Raw genomic sequence first — 18,532 nt, 5'->3', positions numbered from 1 at the left:
TTTCAAGGTTTAGTACCGTGATCGACACGAGCAAAAAAAGAGGAACCCATGTTAGGTTCCTCTTTTTTAATCACATCTCGGCTTTTACGCTTAGAACTTACAGCTTAAAGCGACGAATTTCATTTTCTAACTGATGCGAAAGCTCAGAAAGTTGTGATGCTTGTGCTGCTGCTTCATGCGCTTCTTGTGCAAGATCGTTAGACACATCGCGGATCCCTTCCGTGTTGCGAGTAATTTCCGACGTCACAGAAGCTTGCTCTTCAGCGGCCGAGGCAATTTGCGTCGCCATGTCACTGATGCGCTCAACTGAATTATGAATTTGCATCAAACTTGCTGCAGCGGCGTTCGCATCATCTACGCTGGTTCCAGCAAGCATACGGCTATCACCCATAATGCCAACCGCTTTACCCGTCGTTGATTGCAACGTTTCGATCATCTGCTGAATTTCTTTTGTCGAAGCATGTGTACGTTGACTAAGCACACGAACTTCATCGGCAACCACCGCAAAGCCACGACCTTGCTCACCAGCACGTGCCGCTTCAATCGCCGCATTCAATGCTAGCAGGTTAGTTTGCTCTGCTATGTTTTGAATAGTCGCCAGAATCGTATTGATGTGTTTACCGTGTGCTTCCAGCTCAAGGATAACATCAGTGGCCACTTGAACTTCTTGAGCCAGATTTTGAATCGAACCTTGTGTTTGTGAAACTTGATTCGAGCCATGTACGCAAGCCGTTACCGCCTCACCAGAGTTTTGAGCGGTATGATCTGCGTTACCGGCAATCTCTTGTGTAGCTGCGGCCATTTCATTGATGGCCGTAGCCACCATATTAATTTCATCTTGTTGTAAACGGATACGCGCACTACGCTCTTTGGCTTGAGCGGCCGTCTGTTTTGACTGTTCAGACAACGCAGCAGAAACAAAGCTGAGTTTAGAAACCATAGTGTGCATGTTACCGACAAAGATATTGAAGTTTTGTGCTAATTGCCCAACTTCATCATCACTTCTTGGTTCAAGACGTTGAGTTAAATCACCGTCTCCGGAAGCAATTTCCTCTAATGCTTTGGATACTCGGCTAAGATCTCTAAACAAAAAGCTCACTAACCAAGAGACGATTACAATCACAGCAATAGTAATCACAAGCGCAGTCACAAACAGGCCGGTAAGCAAAGATGTATGCGCTGCTTCTTCCGTTGCACGATCCATTTGGATAGCGAAAATCCAATCGGTTTGCGGCACTTTGGCGAAGTAAAATAGCTTATCAACACCTTGTAATGACGCGTCTTCAACGGTACCTGAAGCCACTGCTTGCTCTATCATGTTCATCGTCAACGTCTTCGACAATGACGACACTGGTTTTAATAAGAAATTTTTATCTGGATGCGCTAAAAAGGTTCCATCTTGCGCATCAATTAACATCGCGTAGGCGTTTTTGCCCGCATCTAAACTGATGACATCTTGGATGAGCTGATCGATTAACACATCGGCACCAACGACGCCGACAAATTGCCCATTGCGACGCACTGGCTCTGCAATTGTCACCAACAGTGCATTGGTGATCGCGTCTTTATAAGCGGTGGTGATAATTTGTTTATTCGCTGAAACGGCATCTTTATACCAAGGGCGTTGGCGAGGATCATAGTCAGCACGGTTACGCTCAGGGTGTGAACGATACATCTCACCTTGCGGTGTACCAAAGAAAATATCATCAAAGCCACCCGCTTTGCGAGCTTGCTGTAAGAAAGGGACGACATCATCTTGAGCGGTGTAGTCATTAAAAGCGGTTGAGATCTCTTTACGGACCACAATCCAGTCCGAAATGCCTTTCGCAGCGGCAGCTGACAAGCTTTCTGCCCGCGAATATACGCCATTTCGAGTTTGTTCAAAGAGTTGATCAGCGGCTAGCCAAGTCAACGCGCTCGCCATAACGACGACGGCAGAAAGACTGGCACCGATTAGCTTTTGCTTTAGGGTCAATTTCATTGGGTTACAAAATGTATGAAGCGGAAAAGGTGGCAAATATTAACCAGATTTCGCATAAGTTGCACTAATTATGTATCTATTTTTGACACAATATAACCTTTTGCTTTTACTAAAGTTATTAATTAATGTTGTCATGACGACTGTCAAAAAAACAGCAAAAAGGCGACTAAAAGTCGCCTTGATGATTGAACGTCCATACCCTTCCCACTTAAAGCAGCCTTGGGTATATCTGAATTAGTGCTTAGATAATTCGGTTCGCATACCTAACAGTAGGCTCACACACATCAATAGTAAGACGATGGTAAATGGCAGCGCCGTTGATATTGCCGCAGCCTGCAACGCTTCAATAGCATTGGTGCCACCAATCCATAACAAGGCTACGGCGATAGCGCCTTCCATCAACGCCCAGAAAATACGCTGTAGGACAGGGGCATCCACTTTGCCTCCAGCAGTAATACTATCAATAACCAGTGACCCTGAATCTGATGAGGTGATAAAAAATACCAACACTAACACAACCGCAATCACTGAAAGTAAGGTGCCATAAGGCAGCGCATCAAACATTTGGAACATCGCCAGTGGCACTTCGGTCAAACCATTCGCGCCTAATTGGCCAACATTGTTGATGACTTGATCAATCGCCAAACCACCAAATACAGACATCCAAATCAAGGTAACAGCAGTAGGTACTAATAATACGGCGGTGAGGAACTCGCGGATAGTACGACCTTTTGATACTCGCGCAATGAACATTCCAACAAATGGTGACCATGAAATCCACCAAGCCCAATAGAACACTGTCCAACCTTGGAACCAAGCCTCATCAGTTCGAGCGTGCGGGTTACTGAGTGGAATGATATTTTCAATATACGCCATTAATGTGGTTGGAATGGATGAAAAGGTTACGGTATAGCCAATCAGTGCAACCAAAATCAGCAGCAAGAACGCAACGATCATATTGATGTTACTGATGACTTTGACACCACCATCAATACCACGCACCACGGAGACCACTGCTAATAAAGTAACAACGGTAATCACGACAATTTGTAAGCCCATTCCGGCATCAATGCCAAACACATGATGGATACCACTAGCCGCTTGTTGCGCCCCCAGCCCTAATGACGTTGCTAAGCCAAACAATGTTGCTAATACAGCCAGAATATCAATGATATGCCCTGCCCAGCCCCAAGCGCGATCGCCAAGCAACGGGTAAAAAATAGAGCGAATAGAAAGCGGAAGCCCTTTGTTGTAAGTAAAGAACGCAAGGGAAAGCGCTACCACACCGTAAATGGCCCAAGGGTGTAGACCCCAATGGTACATGGTTGCACCTAATGCTAGTTTAGCTGCTTCGGGTGTGTTAGCTGCAACACCTAAAGGTGTCTCATACCAACCAGTAAAATACGCCACCGGTTCAGCGACACTCCAGAACATGAGACCAATACCCATCCCTGCGGCAAACAGCATAGAGAGCCAAGAAATAAAAGAGTAGTCTGCTGTCGCCTCTTGGCCACCTAAACGTATTTTACCAAAGGGAGAAACAATCAAGCCTAAGCAAAACAGCACAAAAAGATTACCCGACCAAATAAACAGCCAGTCAAAAGTGCCAATAATTTTCCATTTAACGCCATCAAGCACGCTCTTCGCAACCTCAGGATCAACGACTAAAGCGGCGACTAAAAATAGCGCAATAAATCCGGCGCTAAAGCCAAACACTGGGTTATGAACATCAAACCCCCACTTTTGCACGTTATCTTGCCCGACAGTGTAGTCAGTACTGTCGATACTGTACTTATCAATACCTTTTGTCATTTTACCTCTCTAGAAATCTAGACATGATTTTTCAGTTGAGATTAATAACCATGAGAACGAAACAATTTTAAGAAAAAAACCAAAAATAACTTCGTACTCATAGCAATTTATTTTTTCAATATGCTGAATACCCTACCAAAATCACAGAAAAAATCCACTAAAAAGCAACATAAAATGCCATGGAAGGCAAGAAATAAGCTTTAATGGTTAAACTTCAACCAATTTAGGGTGAAAATCGAAAACAAAAACATTCGAGCACTAATCATTTTACATCTCAACTTATACACTCATCATCTTAGACCAAAACAAAAGAGGTCGAATGCTACTTTTCAAGTGAAAAGAACTGCGCTATGGTCCCCGCTTATTAATAACTTTCTTTTTGGGACAATGAGTTTGGAAAAACATGAAGAAGTTTTGATCTCAATTCGACAAATTATTCGCGCAATTGATCTGCACTCTAAAAAACTGAATAGAGACGCTGGGCTTACTGGTCCCCAGCTTATTCTAATGCGTTCAATTCAAACCCTTGGTGAGGTGACTATCCGCACATTGTCGGATCATACGAACATGAGCCAGGCCACTGCCACCACCATTTTGGATAGATTAGAGCGCAACGGATACGTACAGCGAATTCGCAGCAATACCGATAAACGAAAAGTGCACGCCCATTTAACGGACGAAGGTAAGAAGCTGCTAGAAAAGGCACCGCAACCATTGCAAGAAAGCTTTGTCGAACAATTTAGGCAGCTTCAAGAGTGGGAGCAAAGCCTGTTGCTCTCATCAGTACAACGTTTATCTTCTATGATGAATGCCGAAAACATAGATGTCGCGCCGATGCTCGAAATTGGCTCTATTACCAAAGAAGAGTAGCTTTGATTGCATTTTAAAATTTGATCGTAAAAAAGCCTCGGGGCTACCGAGGCTAATTCATTCACAACGAACAGCAGATTAAATGGCTTTATAGATAACTTTGTTGCCTGCTAACTGCTCTTTCACTACCAGATTTTCTTCTACTAGTTTCTTGAGTGCGCCAGTGGCCCAAGCGGCAGCTTTCGCATCTTCTTGACCAGCACTTAAGCCGATCGATTTAGGATTCATACCTTCTGCGTGGTTAGCGACGATATCTAAAACCTGTTGCTGTTTTGGCGTTAACGCAACATCCACTTTTTTAGAGTTCGCTGCACCTTTATCCACAACTACTTTTGTTGCAGCGGTTTTTGCTACGGTCGATTGCGCTGTTACAGGCTTTGCTGATTGAGAGGCGATCAAGTTTGCAACAGTCGCTTTAATACGCTTTTGCAATTTTGCCTGCACCTTACGCTTATGAGCAAGTCTCATCGAATATTTCTCCATTTCACTGCGTTTCAAGCAGTGGTGAAAATTTGAAGCGCGTTTTATATCAAAAATCGTCCTCGATTTGTAGGGCATAGCACAGATTGAGGGGCAAAAACGCATTTTGATGCGGTAACTGACTACAATTTATACAGGTCGCAACAGCCAACAACGATGCTGTAGCTCGAAGGAGTTTCACTGGTTTATGCACACCCAACATTTATCTAATACGCGCTTTTCTCTGCAATCACCTGTGGTTAAATGGATCAATACGACTTGTATCATCGCTTCAATTTGCATTGTCATGTTCTCATCCAACATTATTCATGCGCTGCTGTTAGTAAGTGCACTAGCAGTGACTCTAATCACCTTCTATCTTTTGATTTTGAAAGGAAAAGTTAGCTACACCCTAACCGCTACCCATTTTCAGCAGCATCTCTTTAAAGGAGGTTGGGTCGTAAAATGGAACAATATCAGCCGCATTGGGGTATGCAGTTATGAATATCATGGTTGGCACCAACCTTTGCCTTGGATTGGGATCAAACTGAAGGATTATTCACCTTACCTTGAGAGTGTGTGTCCCAGAATCGCTAGTGAGATCTTGCTCAGCCAGCGCGCGCTGCTCTACTTAGGAGCAAAACAACAGCGCAAAGAGACTCAATTTGAAGATTTGGTACTCGACAACGCACCTTACACTGCGCCAAACGGTAATTACTATCATGGTCTTATGGCAATGTTAGCCAATCGGATGCGCTATCAACGGCAATTTTTTGATTATGATATTTTTATCTCAGCGCACGATCTGGATCGTGACGCCGAGGCGTTTGTGGGGCTGATTCGGCGCTACCTCGCGGCGGCCGAACCAGACTAAGACATGGTTTAATGGGCGCAGAAGGAACACTCTGAGCCTAATCAAGATCAATACAGGGGCATTTCATCTGCGACATAAGGGTTATTGGCACGTTCACGGCCAAAAGTCGATTGCGGACCATGGCCGGGCACAAACGTCACATCGTTGCCAAGTGGCCATAGCTTAGTTTTGATCGAGTGAATCAGGGTATTGAAATCACCTTGCGGGAAATCCGTACGGCCGATACTACCGTTAAACAATACATCACCAACAAACGCCAATTTCGCTTGCTGGCTAAACAGCACTACGTGGCCGGGCGTGTGGCCGGGCGTGTGTAACACTTGTAGAGTTTGAAGGCCAAACTTCACTTCATCACCGTCATTAAGCCATTGGGTAGGTTCAAAGGCTTCCGTCAGTGGAAAACCAAACATTTTGCTTTGACCTTCGAGGCCTTGTAGCCAGAAGTTGTCCGCTTTGTGTGGTCCAATAATATCGACGCCGCCCAACTGCTGCGCCAGCGGTTCGGTTCCACCGACATGATCTAAATGACCATGAGTAAGAACCAAACTGACCACTTTTACCCCGAGTTCATTGATCAACATCACGAGCTGTTTCACATCACCGCCGGGGTCAACCACGATCCCTTCCATGGTGTCATCACACCAAACGATAGAGCAGTTTTGAGAGAAGGAAGTGACGGGCACCACTTGATACTTTAACGACATACTAAAACCTTGTTCGAATTCGCAATTGGCCGAACTATGACATTGACACTTTCATTTGACAAGTCACGAACAGCCTTATGACCAATGACGTACAGGCCCAGTATCAATGTGCACAAAATCACTGCTAGGATAATAACCAACACCGCCAGCGCCCAATTCGATCGCCGCTTCGCGTACTTGACTCAACTGAACACCATCTAATCGAAAATCAATTGCTTGGCCTAGCATATGGAAACTTTTCTTAGCCACCCCCGAGGAGTGAGTGCGCAACCTTTCATTGGTGGCAGGAGATCGATAACCGGAGATGATTTGTACTTCCGCTTGCGTGCCAAGTAGAGATTGAATTTTCGATATTTGGTCAAATAGATTTTTGTCCATTGGATGGACTTCGTTGCGGCGGAAATCACGGCAAATATGGTTGAGCCGATCAAGCTCAGATCGGACATAACGAACACCGTTGAAATAACAGGTTTCAAGTGTTTCACCTGTGTGTAAATTATTCATCGAAAGTATACGTGAGGTTTCATTGTACGATGCCAATACTATCTGGGGGGCACACGCCGCTAAAACGACACCACTACCAGCCAATTTTATAAAATGACGACGAGAAACTAACAAGGTTGGATACCTTCACAACTGAATTTATTTTCAACAAGCCCGGACACTACCGGACTCCATTGTGAAGATCAAATGCATAAATTGTGCTCGAAATGCTCAAGAGAGAGCTACAGCATCGTTACTCTTTGAACATAAAAGAGATCTTTATTAAGTCATTTTTTGGTAAATTGAGAGACGCATCCCTGCTTACTTAGGTGACCACTGTTTTAGCAGCATCCATTCACCCATTACTGGTACTGAATGCATCATAACGATAGATATCATCTCGGTAGTGCAGTTCCCCACCTTCATACCAAACGGTTTGATAGATGATGTGTACGGGGATGCGCTGCTTTAATGGGATCGTGCCATTCGCAGGCCCTTCTTTACCCGTTAATTTATCACCATTAATACCTTGGGTTTCTAATATCATCGAAGCAAACTTATCGGCATTTTGTACTCGAATGCAACCCGAACTAAAGGCTCGCGACGTATTATTGAATAGGTATTTACTCGGCGTATCATGTAGGTAAATCGCTCTGCGATTGGGCGTATTAAATTTATACAGACCTAATGCATTATCTTGCCCCGCTTGCTGACGCATTCGGTAGGGAAAAGAGGCCGGATTCACCGCAGACCAGTTGATGTTGCTTGGGTCAATTTGATCGTTCGAACGCCAGCTCGAAACAATATCAATATTGTGTTGACGCAAATAGTTTTGATCTTTTTTTACCATCGGCAGAATATCTTCAACCATGATTTTGTGTGGCACATTCCACGTCGGGTTTAGGATCAAAGAATCTAATTTGGTGCTCATGAGTGGCGTTTTGCGTGAAACTCGGCCCACCACCACTTTAGACTGAAAGACTTCTTTACCTAAATACCAGTAGCGCATATCAAAACTGGGAACGTTGACTACGATCTGTGTCTCTTTTGATTCTGGCCACAAACGAGTTCGCTCTGCATTTAATGCCAACATAGACAAGCGTGCCTGCAAAGACAAATTTAACCACTTTAAGGTCTCAGGGCCAATCATGCCATCAGCTTTTAAACCGTGCATCGCTTGAAACTCTTTCACAGGTTTGACCAAGCTGTTGTCATACCAAGTAACGTCGTCACGCACTGTACTAACATCGATATTAACTAATGATAAGCGGGCAATAAGCACACTACGTTGTGAGAGCTTATCGCCAGGTTTTTTTAACCCTTTTTGGCTGTACAACGAGAGCGCTGCATTTTCAGTACTGAGCAGAAAATCATAGGCATGTAGCAGTTGATCATAAGCCGCGTTGTTGGGCGCATAACCATTGAGCAGATCGCCGATACTGTTAACTTCCACCGCAACATGAAGAGCGAACAAGGCTTCTTGGCTTGGTGAAGCAATCGCAGAGTTGAGCTTACGTTCAAAGAACCAAGCCATACCGACTTTGGGAGCTTGCTCGGCATAACTCAAATACAAAAGTAAAGTATCGGTCGCCAGCAGATCGTATTCGTTGAACGCTTGCTGATTCCGGTACGCTTTCATTTGCGCTAACTGGCGTGAAAATAAAGGGCTAAACCCCGCTCGGCGAATCACTTCCAATTGATGTTCAAATTGACGAACAATCTGCTCATCTTGCCAAATGCGTCGATTCTCATTCTCTTGGTAAATTCGTTCGACTAAATGCGGATATTGGATAAAAGATTGCAACGAGGCATTCTCTTGCGAGGCAGCAAAAGGCTGTACCTTCTCGGCAGAGTAAAGAGAAAAGCTACTAAAAATCAATAATAAAGCAAATAGGATGCTTTTACTCATTCCGATCTATCCAACAACGCTGATTCACGTTTCAGTATGGCAAAAGAAACGGCTATCTGCTAAACGTTGTTGTCGATATCAACAATATATTCATAAACTCTCATGCAATGAGAATTATCATTAAACAAATTTAGTTCGCTTACTCAGCTTTTTTGGCAAGAGTAATCAATGGCAGACCAGTGATTGTCCCATTGGACATTACTACGCGTGCGTATTTCAGGTTGAGGATAGGGTGAATTAACGACCAAGCCAGCTCCTGAACTGACTTGGAACTGCTGATCTTGCACTACCACGCCAGAAGCATCCGGCAAAGAGGCCAACTCAACCAGTTGCAATGTCTCTTTTGACCAAATACCGTAACAGTTACCACGTGGAGAAGTCGCTAAAATCCATTGGTCGGTCGCCGCAATACTGGCAATGTAATGGTTGAATCTTGCCCATTGTTCAGGCTCTGCCAAGAGCGGAATGAGTTCGCCACCTTGGTCATGTAGCGCTACCAAAGGTGGATACTCTTCCGGCTGACCTCGGTATTGTTGGCCGCACAGCACAGTATCTGCACCATCATGAGCAAGATGGCGGATGCTCAAATGGTGGTCGTTTAATATCCGTTGCTCAAGCACTTCTCCTTGATGAGAAAGGTAGGTCAAGCTTGGCATCATGCTCTCTACGTTGAGTGGCTCGCGGCCGAAGGTATGCACCCCACCCACCCCAATTGCGAGCCTACCATCTGGCATCACAATGACTTCGTGAGGGCCAATACCAAAACCACTGAACTCAGCCACTTTTTGGTAACTGTGCTGCACATCATACACACCAATAATGCCGCGACTTGTCGCTTTCTCGCCTTCAGTTGCATAAAGCCACGCACCATCATTTGAGTAAACGCCGTGCCCATAAAAATGTCGCGTGGGTTGCGCCAGTTGCAATTTGATGAGTTCTCCATTTTGGTAGTTAAACACCATCAAAAACTCACCGGGACGACGGGCAAAAGCGACCGCATGCGTCAAGGTAGGATGGATAGCAACACCGTGTCCCCTTGCAGGCAAAGGTAATTGGTGAATCGCTTGGCCTTGGGCGTCGGCTACAACGGCGCGAAACTGCGAGCCTTTATGAATAGCGCAACCAATCAAAGCGGGTTGTGGGCCACGACGAGTAGTGGCGCACCCCAGCGGCAGCAGGGGAGCTGATGCGCTCAATAACGCCGCTTTCAGTAGCGTACGCCTTGTTAGATCAGTCACCATCGGTTGCATTAAATCCTATCACTACGCCTAGCTCTACCGCGACTTCGTCATGCAGTAAATAATTGAGTTGTTCGAACTTGTTATAGAGCGCAAGCACCTCACGGTAGCCTGCTTTTGTTTGCAATAAATCAAATAAGCTGGCTGTTTGCGGCCACGTTTCCAACATCAAGGATAAATGTGCTTTTACGCGTTCGGCCATGGCGACTTGATCTCTTTCCCGCAACATCTGATCTAAACCGTCTTTTGCTAAATAGAGTGCTTGCATCGCTTGCACATTCTTTTGCAGGTTATTCAAAGAGACTTTGGCGCGCCACGATTCTGAAAAATAAGGGCGTGGCTGGCCGACATTGGCTAAGGGGCGGCTCAGTTTTTTCATGCTGTAATCAAGCTGATTGGAGAGCAGCGCAATGTATTCGGCTTGCCAAGCGCTCAGATCCAGCATCAACCATGGATTCTGTTGCCATTGCACAGCAATCAAATGAGATTTCGTCGCCAAATTCGCGCTGATCGCTTGTCCAATCATACAACCATTTTCTAATGGCTGGTTTTTCAAAAGCGGCGATTGAGCATCGTAGAGTAACCATTCCAATGCGCCAATCCCCTGCACTGTGACACTCTGGTTTGCAATCTGCTCCTCACTCCAGTGCTTGCCACTGCTCGCTAACAGGCTCATTTTTCGCCCGGTAGTGTCTTTTTTATCTGGCCAAAATTGTACGTTCCAACTTTGCTCGAGTGCTTTAGCTGGCCCTCTCTCTTGCCCTTGTAAAAACATCCACGCCCCTATAGTTTGCTGCCACTGTTCTTTCAGCAAGGGCAATGCAACATCGCCCGGCTGGCATTGCTGATCAAATAATTGAGCAAGCTGGTGCGATTGTTGAGCAAAACGCTGCGCCGCAGCAAATTCAACCTCATAAACACCTTGGCTAACATGATTGGTCTTTTGCGGCTCAAGCGCTGATTTCGGCGTGGGTTGGCAAGCCGAAAGTACGCTGGTAACTGCTATCGAAAATAACAGAGGAAATTTCATGCTCGCACCCTATAAAGAATTAAGAAAAGCGATCAACGCGTTGCGTTCGCTGGCATTGAATTGACGTACTTTCTCTTTGGCACTTTGCGCCTCACCACCGTGCCAAAGTACCGCTTCCATGAGATTACGTGCTCGGCCATCATGTAAAAAATAAGTATGGCCGCTCACCTCTTGCGTATAGCCGATCCCCCACAAAGGCGGGGTACGCCACTCTTGTCCATTAGCTAAGGCTTCTGGACGATTATCGGCTAACCCTTCGCCCATATCATGCAGTAGTAAATCACTGTAAGGATGGATTTCTTGCTCTGATAAGGCTGGGCGGTCCGTTCTTTTTACCGTTTTGAGGTTAGTACGGTGGCAACTCTCACAGCCAACTTGTTTGAACAATGATTGACCCAGCTTCACTTGTGGATCGTCGACATTGCGACGCACTGGAACGGCTAAATGCTGAGAATAGAATTCGACAAAATCAAGAATGTTGTCACTGACCTCAGGGTCGCCGCCGTTAGGTAAGGTTTGACAGAGTGTTTGCTTCTCGGTGCAGTTTTCTTTTGGGAATAAACGGCTGGTCAATCCTAAATCGCCGTTAAACGCCGCGGCATTCTGTTGCATTAAACTAGGCTGTCCGGCTTTCCAACCAAAACGCCCGATGGCAAAATCTTTTTTTTCTACATCCCAAACACGGTTCACTTTGCCAGAGATACCATCGCCATCACTATCTTCAGGGTCTGCCATTGCTAATAAGCTGGCATCAGCAATGCTTTCAAGTAGGCCAAGGCCAATCATTGGCGGGGCGACACGCGCCGAAAACTGGGTATCAGGATGCATATTGCCATAACCAAGTTCAGCAATTTTTAAATTGGGTTTACGTAACATCACTTGGTGGCCACCCGTAAAAGCAACCGCAATCTCTTGATAAGTGATGTGGATTTGTCCTTCTGCTTTTTGATCGGGCAAAGCGAAATCTTGTAACTGTCCACCATAGACGGGTTCGGGGATCCCCCCTTCTTTGGCGTAGATCGCTTTTTGTTCATCCGTCACCGCTGGAATACTCAGGCGAACCAACATCGAAACGGCATGTGTGTCATTTTTTTCTGGCGGATGGCCGCGACCATCTTTGATGTGACAATTTTGGCAACCATTGGTGTTAAAAAGCGGCCCTAAACCATCTCTTGCATCAGTGGATGATGGCGCTGGCACCCAAGGGTTACGAAAGAAACTGTTTCCCACGCTAAAATCGAGCCGTTTGCTCATCGGCAAATTGGCCGCAGGAAGCGAGTAAGCATTCGGCCCAGCTTTGGTTGTACTGGTTTTGCCACCCGATTTCACCTCATCGGCATAAACGGGGTTGGAAAGCAAGGTTAGGAGCGCGACGGTAAAAAACGATCTCATTGGGCTTTTCTCAACATCTTTATTCAGTGTAAACGTGGAAAAGGGCTCATCTGAGCCCTTGGATCTTTCATCTTATTATTAGAATTCGTGGTCTGCAGTATCTGGATTAAGGTTATCAATCCCAATCACTGAAGCGGTACGTTCTATCGAAGCGGTTTGAGCCACTAAAGCCATAATGGCTCCATTGACTATCGCGTTGCCTTGAGGATTGTTAGCCGCGATCAATTGATCGAAATGCTGATTATCTTTTTCTGCCGACGTGACTAATTTACCGACTTCAGCGCGCGCACTGTCAAACTGCTTTTGAATCTCTTTGGCTGCTTGTGCATCCTTTTGTGCCACTAAATCATTGAGGCTTGGGCCTGTTAGTACCTTTCCGTCTTGACGCTGGTAAGAACCCGTATAAAGGTTGTAAATACCTTGTTCATTATAGTAATGAGAGTTATGAGTATTATCCGAGAAACAATCGTGCTCATCTTCAGTCGAGTTTGCTTCTAGCGCCACTTTCATACGCTCGCCCGCTAATTCGCCCAGTGATAAAGACCCCATACCAAATAACATCTTACGCAAACCATTGTCTGCTGATTCCGCAAGCAATTCATGACGGTAATTGGCTTTTTCATCCGCAGACCACTGTTTTTCCATCCATGCCAAATCTTGCACGAGCAGTTGAGCAGCCGCTTTTAAGTATTGGGCACGGCGATCACAATTGTTATTGGTGCATTCGCTACCCACGACAAAATCCGTGTAAGCACGAGCACCGGCTCCCGCATTGGTGCCATTTAAATCTTGGCCCCACAGTAGGAACTCAATGGCATGATAACCTGAAGCGACGTTAGCTTCAGAGCCACCAATTTCGTTTAAGCTGGCAATCAGCTCTGGTGTGATAGTGGAGACATCAATCGCTGTCGCACCAATTTTCAACGTTTGGTTGGCAATGATGTTAGCACTGGCGCCTTCATTGCCCAGTTCATATTGGTAATCAGTAGCGACGTAGTCAATCAGCCCTTCATCAAGAGGCCAAGCATTGAGTTGCCCTTCCCAATCGTCAACAACGGCATTGCCAAAACGGAAGACTTCGGACTGCTGGTAAGGCACTCGCGATGCTAACCACGCTTGTTTCACCTCTTCCAATTTAGCCGCCGAGGGTGTCATCAAGAACTGATCGATTGATTTTTCTAATGTTTGAGCGGTCGTCAGCGAATCAGCAAACACGGCATGGGCAATATTGGCATAATGTTCGACCACCTGCTCCTTAGTGACGGTAGCCGCAAATGACGCACTACTTGCGATGGCAAGTGAGGCCGCAATTGACTGAATAAGAAGCGTGTTAACTTTCATGGGAGCATCCTTGTTGAGGCGATTTGAGCGTTATCTTATGGTAGTACTAATTATTATCATTTGCACTTTTAGTCGCCGATAATACAAATTATCCATTTTTTTGCAAGGTAAAAACGCCAAAAACCTCACCGAAATGAGGTTTTTGGCTGTCATCTATAAGTCTGAATTATAGTTTTAAGTTGTGTTTGCCATGGGAAACTTTGGCCTTGAGGTAATTTTCATTACCCGACTTAATATGTGCCGCGGTATTCACGACCTCTACAATTTCAATACCATGCTCCTTCAGCTCACGACTTTTTTTAGGGTTATTAGTGACTAAGCGAATCTTGGTCACATTTAACGCTTTCAACATCTGCGCCGCTTCAGTGAAATCACGCAAGTCGTCACCAAAGCCAAGATGATTGTTGGCTTCATAGGTATTCATCCCCGCACTTTGTAAGCGATAGGCATCAATTTTGTTGTACAGACCAATGCCTCGACCTTCTTGACGCAAATAGAGGATAATGCCGCCAACTTCGCCCATTTTATTAATGGTTTCTTCTAATTGTTCACCACAATCACAGCGTGATGAGTGAAAAACATCGCCCGTTAAACACTCTGAATGCATACGGACTAAAGGAGTTTCCTGAGTAACATCAGCGGATTTAAAAATGACCGCAACATGTTCTTTGTCTGTTTTCAGTCCTCTAAAAGAGAGTATTTCGGCGTCAATATTGCTTTTTAGACCGACTTTGAAATCCACTCTGGCTCGTACTTCCGCCATATCTACACTCACTTGAATAATTGCTTGTTGCAATGCTGAATTGATTTGCATTCGAATTGACCCATTGATGACCTAACTATGGGGATAGATACTCCCCTTTTCAATAAAAAGATCACTTGCTGAGAAATGTTATAATATAACAATTTTCAGCAATCAAAAGAAAAAATCTCACCACATCACGTTATCTTGTTCAGTTCAAAGACAAAACACATTGATTATTAGACTATATTCCATAGTCAGGACTCACATTCAACATCCAAAATAAGGAAAAATCATGCTGATAGGTTTCGACATTGGCGGCACCAAAATTGAAATTTGCGTACTGGATAAATCAGGAAACACCCTCTTTAAACACCGAACCCCTACCCCACATGAGTACGAGCTTTTTCTAAGCACCTTATGTCAACTGGTTGCAATGGCCGAAAGCGAAACGCAAACTCACTGCCAAATCGGGATTGGACTTCCCGGAGCCATCAGCCCAGCGACAGGGCTTATCAAAAATGCCAATTGCACTTTTTTAAATGGTCGAGATTTAAAAGCCGATCTGTGCGCTCGCCTGCAACGCAATGTTGTTATTGCCAATGATGCCAATTGCTTTGCGCTGTCTGAAGCGGTCGATGGTGCCGCCAAAGATGGTAACGTAGTCTTTGGCGCGATTTTGGGCACAGGTTGCGGCGGCGGTATTGTAATCAACAAGCAGGTATTGGTCGGTGCGAACGCCGTATGCGGTGAGTGGGGGCACAATCCGCTGCCAAGTTTTACCAATGAACGTGATGGGCCTAATCGCCACTGTTATTGCGGACGCGATAACTGTATTGAACTCTTTATCTCCGGCTCTGGCTTAACAAAGAGTGCTCAGTTGATTGGTCAACAAGAGTGGAATGCAGCCGAAATTATCACTCGCTACCAGCAGCAAGACCCACAAGCAACAAAGCTTTATCAACAATTGATTGATCAAATGGCGCGCAGCTTTGCTTGCATCGTTAATGTGTTGGATCCTGATGTGATAGTGCTTGGCGGAGGATTATCAAACGTAGCATCGCTGTATGTTGATCTACCTCGGGCAACAGTGAACTACGTTTTTTCTGATAGTGCACAGATTGTGTTTACCCAAGCGAAATATGGTGACAGCAGCGGCATCCGTGGTGCAGCTTGGCTAGGTTTGAACTAGCAGAAAGTGATTAAAGTCACAACTTTAGTCATCGAAAAATTAAGTAAAGCAAGTGTTTTACATATTAAATGACTGATATTTAAAACATACACTCCTAATTCTGTTTATATTTCACATCAACACACAAATACAAATGATAGTAATTACCATTTAGATCCAATATCATTGCGCACAGCTTGAATCTGTTATTGATGAATAAGGTAATAACTCAGATGTACACTAAAACACTACTATCAGCCTCCATATTGCTAGCGCTTTCCCCTGCTGCTCTCGCAGAGGAAGTTTCTCGATTCGATGAGGTTGTTGTTTCGGCAACGCGAACCGAGCAGAGTAAAAAAGATGTATCGTCATCCATTGAAAGTATCTCCTCTTCTGAGATTGCAGAAGTAATGGCTGATAATATTCAGCAAGCTCTAAATTCCACCCCAGGTGTTGAAGCGGAAGGTAATGGCCGCTTTGGAATAGCAGGATTTAATATTCGCGGCATGGATGGAAGCCGTGTAAAAATGATGGTTGATGGTGTACAGCAACCTGTACCTTATAACCCTGGCGCAACTGAACAACGAAAATATCCAAACGCAATAGAGATTGACACTCTACAAGCTATTGAAGTGAACAAAGGTGCGTCATCTACACTGTATGGATCTGACGCTTTAGGTGGTGTGGTATTGCTACGCACTAAAAATCCAGAAGACGTTCTCGTCACAGAAGGAAATGAGCAACGCTTCGGTATCAAGTCTGGTTATACGTCCGCTAACGAGCAATTTAAAACGACATTAACGTGGGCAATGCGTCAAGATAAACTGGAAACCTTACTGATGGCAACTTATGCCAATGGCAGTGAGACCCAAACTCATGGCTCAGGTTCAGAAATCGAAGGCCCTGATCGCGGCGCTCAAAACCCGGCTGACTCCAAACTTGGCAACCTGTTGGCAAAAGCATTTTATCAAGCCAATGATAACCATCGACTTGGGCTAACCGCCGAGTATTACAACAAACGGTATGATGAAGACGAGCTAAACTATAACGGTTATTCCATTATGCCCGGCTTTACCTATACCGATAACTACAACCAAGATACCAATGAGCGTCTTCGTGTCGGTATAGAGCATCAATGGTTGATGAATACCCTGCTTGCTGACTCTTTAGATTGGTCATTGAATTTCCAAGATTCTAGCGCTCTCGCTAAGAACTACGACACAACGCCATCTAATGGCCGCCGGTTACGTGAACGGGAATCATCAGATCAATCGATTCAATTTGATGGACAGCTCTCCAAAGCCGTAGATCTCAATGGCAACCTTCATGAATTTACCTATGGTGCCAGCTACATCAACAACGACTTCGACCTCGATAATACTGACTATAAATTAGATGCAGGTACATCGACTCCGGGTAGCTCTGGCATTCCTGATGCGACTATCGTGCAATGGGGGCTATTCCTACAAGACCAAGCCTACTTCATCCAAGACCGTTTAATATTAACCGCTGGTCTTCGATACGATTCTTTTGAAGCGACACCCAGCGTTGATGCTGGCTACACTCAGTCTTATGAAGCCAATAAAGACAGCGCATTCACTGCTCAATTGGGTTCTGTTTACCACGTCAATCCTAACCTAGCGGTATTTGGTCAAATTAGCCAAGGATTCAAGGCACCAACTGTTTACGACCTTTACTACTTCTATAATCAGGGGGCAATCATTGATGCGAACCCAGATCTTAAAGCAGAGAAAAGTTTGTCCTATGAACTTGGGCTACGTGGTCAAAATGACTCAACTAATTTTGAAATCACCACCTTCTATAACGAGTACACCGATTTTATTACTCAGTCAAAGACAGGCAAACAAGGTGGCAAGGATATCTTTACCAAAGAGAACTTGGATGAAGTCACGATTTATGGTGCGGAATTTAGCTCTCGAATTGACTTAGATAAAGCGTTTAATGCCCCACAAGGGACTTACACCCGTCTAGCCATTGCTTATGCAGAGGGAGAAGATAAGAAAACAGGTGATGCTTTAGATTCAGTCGCGCCTCTAACCAGTAATGTAGGCTTAGGGCTGGATCGCGACCAATACGGAGCACTGCTTAATGTTAAGATGGTTGCAAGTAAGACGGACTGGCAATCAAATACAAATGCAGATACCGCTGGTTATACACTTATCGATTTAACGGCCTACTATAAACCAATGCAAGACCTAACCATCCGCGCTGGTCTATTCAATGCACTCGATAAAAAATATTGGCTGTATAGCGATCTCACGGGCCGAGATGCTACTGGCGAAACCTTTAACATCGATAGCAAATCACAGCCTGGGCGTAACTGGGGTTTAAATGTAGATTATCAATTCTAACGTTCTCTCATCCAAGCAACAAAGCCAAGCTCTACGCTTGGCTTTGTTTTATCTACATTTCTCATACTCGATTAACGATCCCACGAAGTCACAGATAAATCATTAACTCGTAACAACGGTAAATCACGATCAAAAAAGGCTAGATAACTAGCCT

15 protein-coding genes are annotated in these 18,532 nt (G+C 44.9%); 4 read left to right on the top strand and 11 right to left on the bottom strand.

Features of this window, described 5'->3' with window-relative positions:
- Positions 1-97: 97 nt before the first annotated feature.
- Together AACQ75_RS05765 and AACQ75_RS05760 are read right to left on the bottom strand one after the other, a co-directional pair.
- Positions 98-1,981, bottom strand: coding sequence for a methyl-accepting chemotaxis protein (locus AACQ75_RS05765; RefSeq protein ID WP_170888380.1), 1,884 nt, complete (start codon positions 1,979-1,981; stop codon positions 98-100).
- A 234-nt stretch (positions 1,982-2,215) separates the two neighbouring features.
- Positions 2,216-3,793: a BCCT family transporter gene (locus AACQ75_RS05760; protein WP_170888379.1), complete on the bottom strand. Its 1,578-nt coding sequence runs from the start codon at positions 3,791-3,793 to the stop codon at positions 2,216-2,218.
- Positions 3,794-4,186: 393 nt separating this feature from the next.
- Between AACQ75_RS05760 and AACQ75_RS05755 the strand changes: the two genes are divergently transcribed.
- Complete coding sequence (locus tag AACQ75_RS05755) at positions 4,187-4,663, top strand: MarR family winged helix-turn-helix transcriptional regulator (protein ID WP_010320725.1); 477 nt, start codon at positions 4,187-4,189, stop codon at positions 4,661-4,663.
- A 78-nt stretch (positions 4,664-4,741) separates the two neighbouring features.
- Here AACQ75_RS05755 and AACQ75_RS05750 read toward each other — a convergent pair whose 3' ends face one another.
- Positions 4,742-5,131 (bottom strand): hypothetical protein, encoded by a 390-nt coding sequence (locus AACQ75_RS05750; protein ID WP_064625304.1) that lies wholly within the window; start codon positions 5,129-5,131, stop codon positions 4,742-4,744.
- A 199-nt stretch (positions 5,132-5,330) separates the two neighbouring features.
- Between AACQ75_RS05750 and AACQ75_RS05745 the strand changes: the two genes are divergently transcribed.
- Positions 5,331-5,996: a DUF2982 domain-containing protein gene (locus AACQ75_RS05745; RefSeq protein WP_013856748.1), complete on the top strand. Its 666-nt coding sequence runs from the start codon at positions 5,331-5,333 to the stop codon at positions 5,994-5,996.
- A gap of 47 nt (positions 5,997-6,043) precedes the next feature.
- Here AACQ75_RS05745 and AACQ75_RS05740 read toward each other — a convergent pair whose 3' ends face one another.
- The 8 genes from AACQ75_RS05740 to AACQ75_RS05705 form a co-directional block, all read right to left on the bottom strand.
- Entirely contained in the window at positions 6,044-6,700 is a 657-nt protein-coding gene (locus AACQ75_RS05740) for an MBL fold metallo-hydrolase (RefSeq protein WP_013856747.1), read from the bottom strand.
- Between the two features lie 75 nt (positions 6,701-6,775).
- On the bottom strand, positions 6,776-7,318 hold the full coding sequence (locus tag AACQ75_RS05735) for a YcbK family protein (RefSeq protein WP_170888378.1): 543 nt from the start codon (positions 7,316-7,318) through the stop codon (positions 6,776-6,778).
- Positions 7,319-7,538: 220 nt separating this feature from the next.
- The gene (locus AACQ75_RS05730) at positions 7,539-9,092 is read right to left on the bottom strand and encodes a L,D-transpeptidase family protein (RefSeq protein WP_170888377.1); all 1,554 of its coding nucleotides are present in this window, start codon (positions 9,090-9,092) and stop codon (positions 7,539-7,541) included.
- Positions 9,093-9,235: 143 nt separating this feature from the next.
- On the bottom strand, positions 9,236-10,333 hold the full coding sequence (locus AACQ75_RS05725) for a DUF1513 domain-containing protein (protein WP_170888376.1): 1,098 nt from the start codon (positions 10,331-10,333) through the stop codon (positions 9,236-9,238).
- A complete protein-coding gene (locus tag AACQ75_RS05720; RefSeq protein WP_170888375.1) occupies positions 10,323-11,360 on the bottom strand; it encodes an imelysin family protein in 1,038 nt (345 codons plus the stop codon). The genes AACQ75_RS05725 and AACQ75_RS05720 overlap by 11 nt, the downstream gene beginning before the upstream one ends.
- Positions 11,361-11,369: 9 nt before the next feature.
- A complete protein-coding gene (locus tag AACQ75_RS05715; RefSeq protein WP_170888374.1) occupies positions 11,370-12,752 on the bottom strand; it encodes a di-heme oxidoreductase family protein in 1,383 nt (460 codons plus the stop codon).
- A gap of 78 nt (positions 12,753-12,830) precedes the next feature.
- The gene (locus AACQ75_RS05710; protein ID WP_170888373.1) at positions 12,831-14,093 is read right to left on the bottom strand and encodes an imelysin family protein; all 1,263 of its coding nucleotides are present in this window, start codon (positions 14,091-14,093) and stop codon (positions 12,831-12,833) included.
- A 166-nt stretch (positions 14,094-14,259) separates the two neighbouring features.
- Complete coding sequence (locus tag AACQ75_RS05705; RefSeq protein ID WP_013856740.1) at positions 14,260-14,907, bottom strand: GTP cyclohydrolase II; 648 nt, start codon at positions 14,905-14,907, stop codon at positions 14,260-14,262.
- A gap of 223 nt (positions 14,908-15,130) precedes the next feature.
- Between AACQ75_RS05705 and AACQ75_RS05700 the strand changes: the two genes are divergently transcribed.
- Together AACQ75_RS05700 and AACQ75_RS05695 are read left to right on the top strand one after the other, a co-directional pair.
- On the top strand, positions 15,131-16,027 hold the full coding sequence (locus AACQ75_RS05700) for an ROK family protein (RefSeq protein WP_170888372.1): 897 nt from the start codon (positions 15,131-15,133) through the stop codon (positions 16,025-16,027).
- A gap of 212 nt (positions 16,028-16,239) precedes the next feature.
- A complete protein-coding gene (locus AACQ75_RS05695) occupies positions 16,240-18,378 on the top strand; it encodes a TonB-dependent hemoglobin/transferrin/lactoferrin family receptor (RefSeq protein WP_129532532.1) in 2,139 nt (712 codons plus the stop codon).
- Positions 18,379-18,532: the final 154 nt, after the last annotated feature.

This window comes from Vibrio sp. B1-2 (genome assembly GCF_963888445.1).
Classification (GTDB): Bacteria; Pseudomonadota; Gammaproteobacteria; order Enterobacterales; family Vibrionaceae; genus Vibrio; species Vibrio anguillarum.
This window is presented reverse-complemented; position numbering and strand designations above follow the sequence as displayed.

Coding starts and splice junctions, on each gene's coding strand:
- AACQ75_RS05730 (WP_170888377.1), bottom strand. CDS start 9,092: ATGAGTAAAAGCATCCTATTTGCTTTATTATTGATTTTTAGTAGCTTT.
- AACQ75_RS05710 (WP_170888373.1), bottom strand. CDS start 14,093: ATGAAAGTTAACACGCTTCTTATTCAGTCAATTGCGGCCTCACTTGCC.
- AACQ75_RS05725 (WP_170888376.1), bottom strand. CDS start 10,333: ATGGTGACTGATCTAACAAGGCGTACGCTACTGAAAGCGGCGTTATTG.
- AACQ75_RS05760 (WP_170888379.1), bottom strand. CDS start 3,793: ATGACAAAAGGTATTGATAAGTACAGTATCGACAGTACTGACTACACT.
- AACQ75_RS05705 (WP_013856740.1), bottom strand. CDS start 14,907: ATGCAAATCAATTCAGCATTGCAACAAGCAATTATTCAAGTGAGTGTA.
- AACQ75_RS05700 (WP_170888372.1), top strand. CDS start 15,131: ATGCTGATAGGTTTCGACATTGGCGGCACCAAAATTGAAATTTGCGTA.
- AACQ75_RS05745 (WP_013856748.1), top strand. CDS start 5,331: ATGCACACCCAACATTTATCTAATACGCGCTTTTCTCTGCAATCACCT.
- AACQ75_RS05720 (WP_170888375.1), bottom strand. CDS start 11,360: ATGAAATTTCCTCTGTTATTTTCGATAGCAGTTACCAGCGTACTTTCG.
- AACQ75_RS05765 (WP_170888380.1), bottom strand. CDS start 1,981: ATGAAATTGACCCTAAAGCAAAAGCTAATCGGTGCCAGTCTTTCTGCC.
- AACQ75_RS05715 (WP_170888374.1), bottom strand. CDS start 12,752: ATGAGATCGTTTTTTACCGTCGCGCTCCTAACCTTGCTTTCCAACCCC.
- AACQ75_RS05695 (WP_129532532.1), top strand. CDS start 16,240: ATGTACACTAAAACACTACTATCAGCCTCCATATTGCTAGCGCTTTCC.
- AACQ75_RS05740 (WP_013856747.1), bottom strand. CDS start 6,700: ATGTCGTTAAAGTATCAAGTGGTGCCCGTCACTTCCTTCTCTCAAAAC.
- AACQ75_RS05750 (WP_064625304.1), bottom strand. CDS start 5,131: ATGAGACTTGCTCATAAGCGTAAGGTGCAGGCAAAATTGCAAAAGCGT.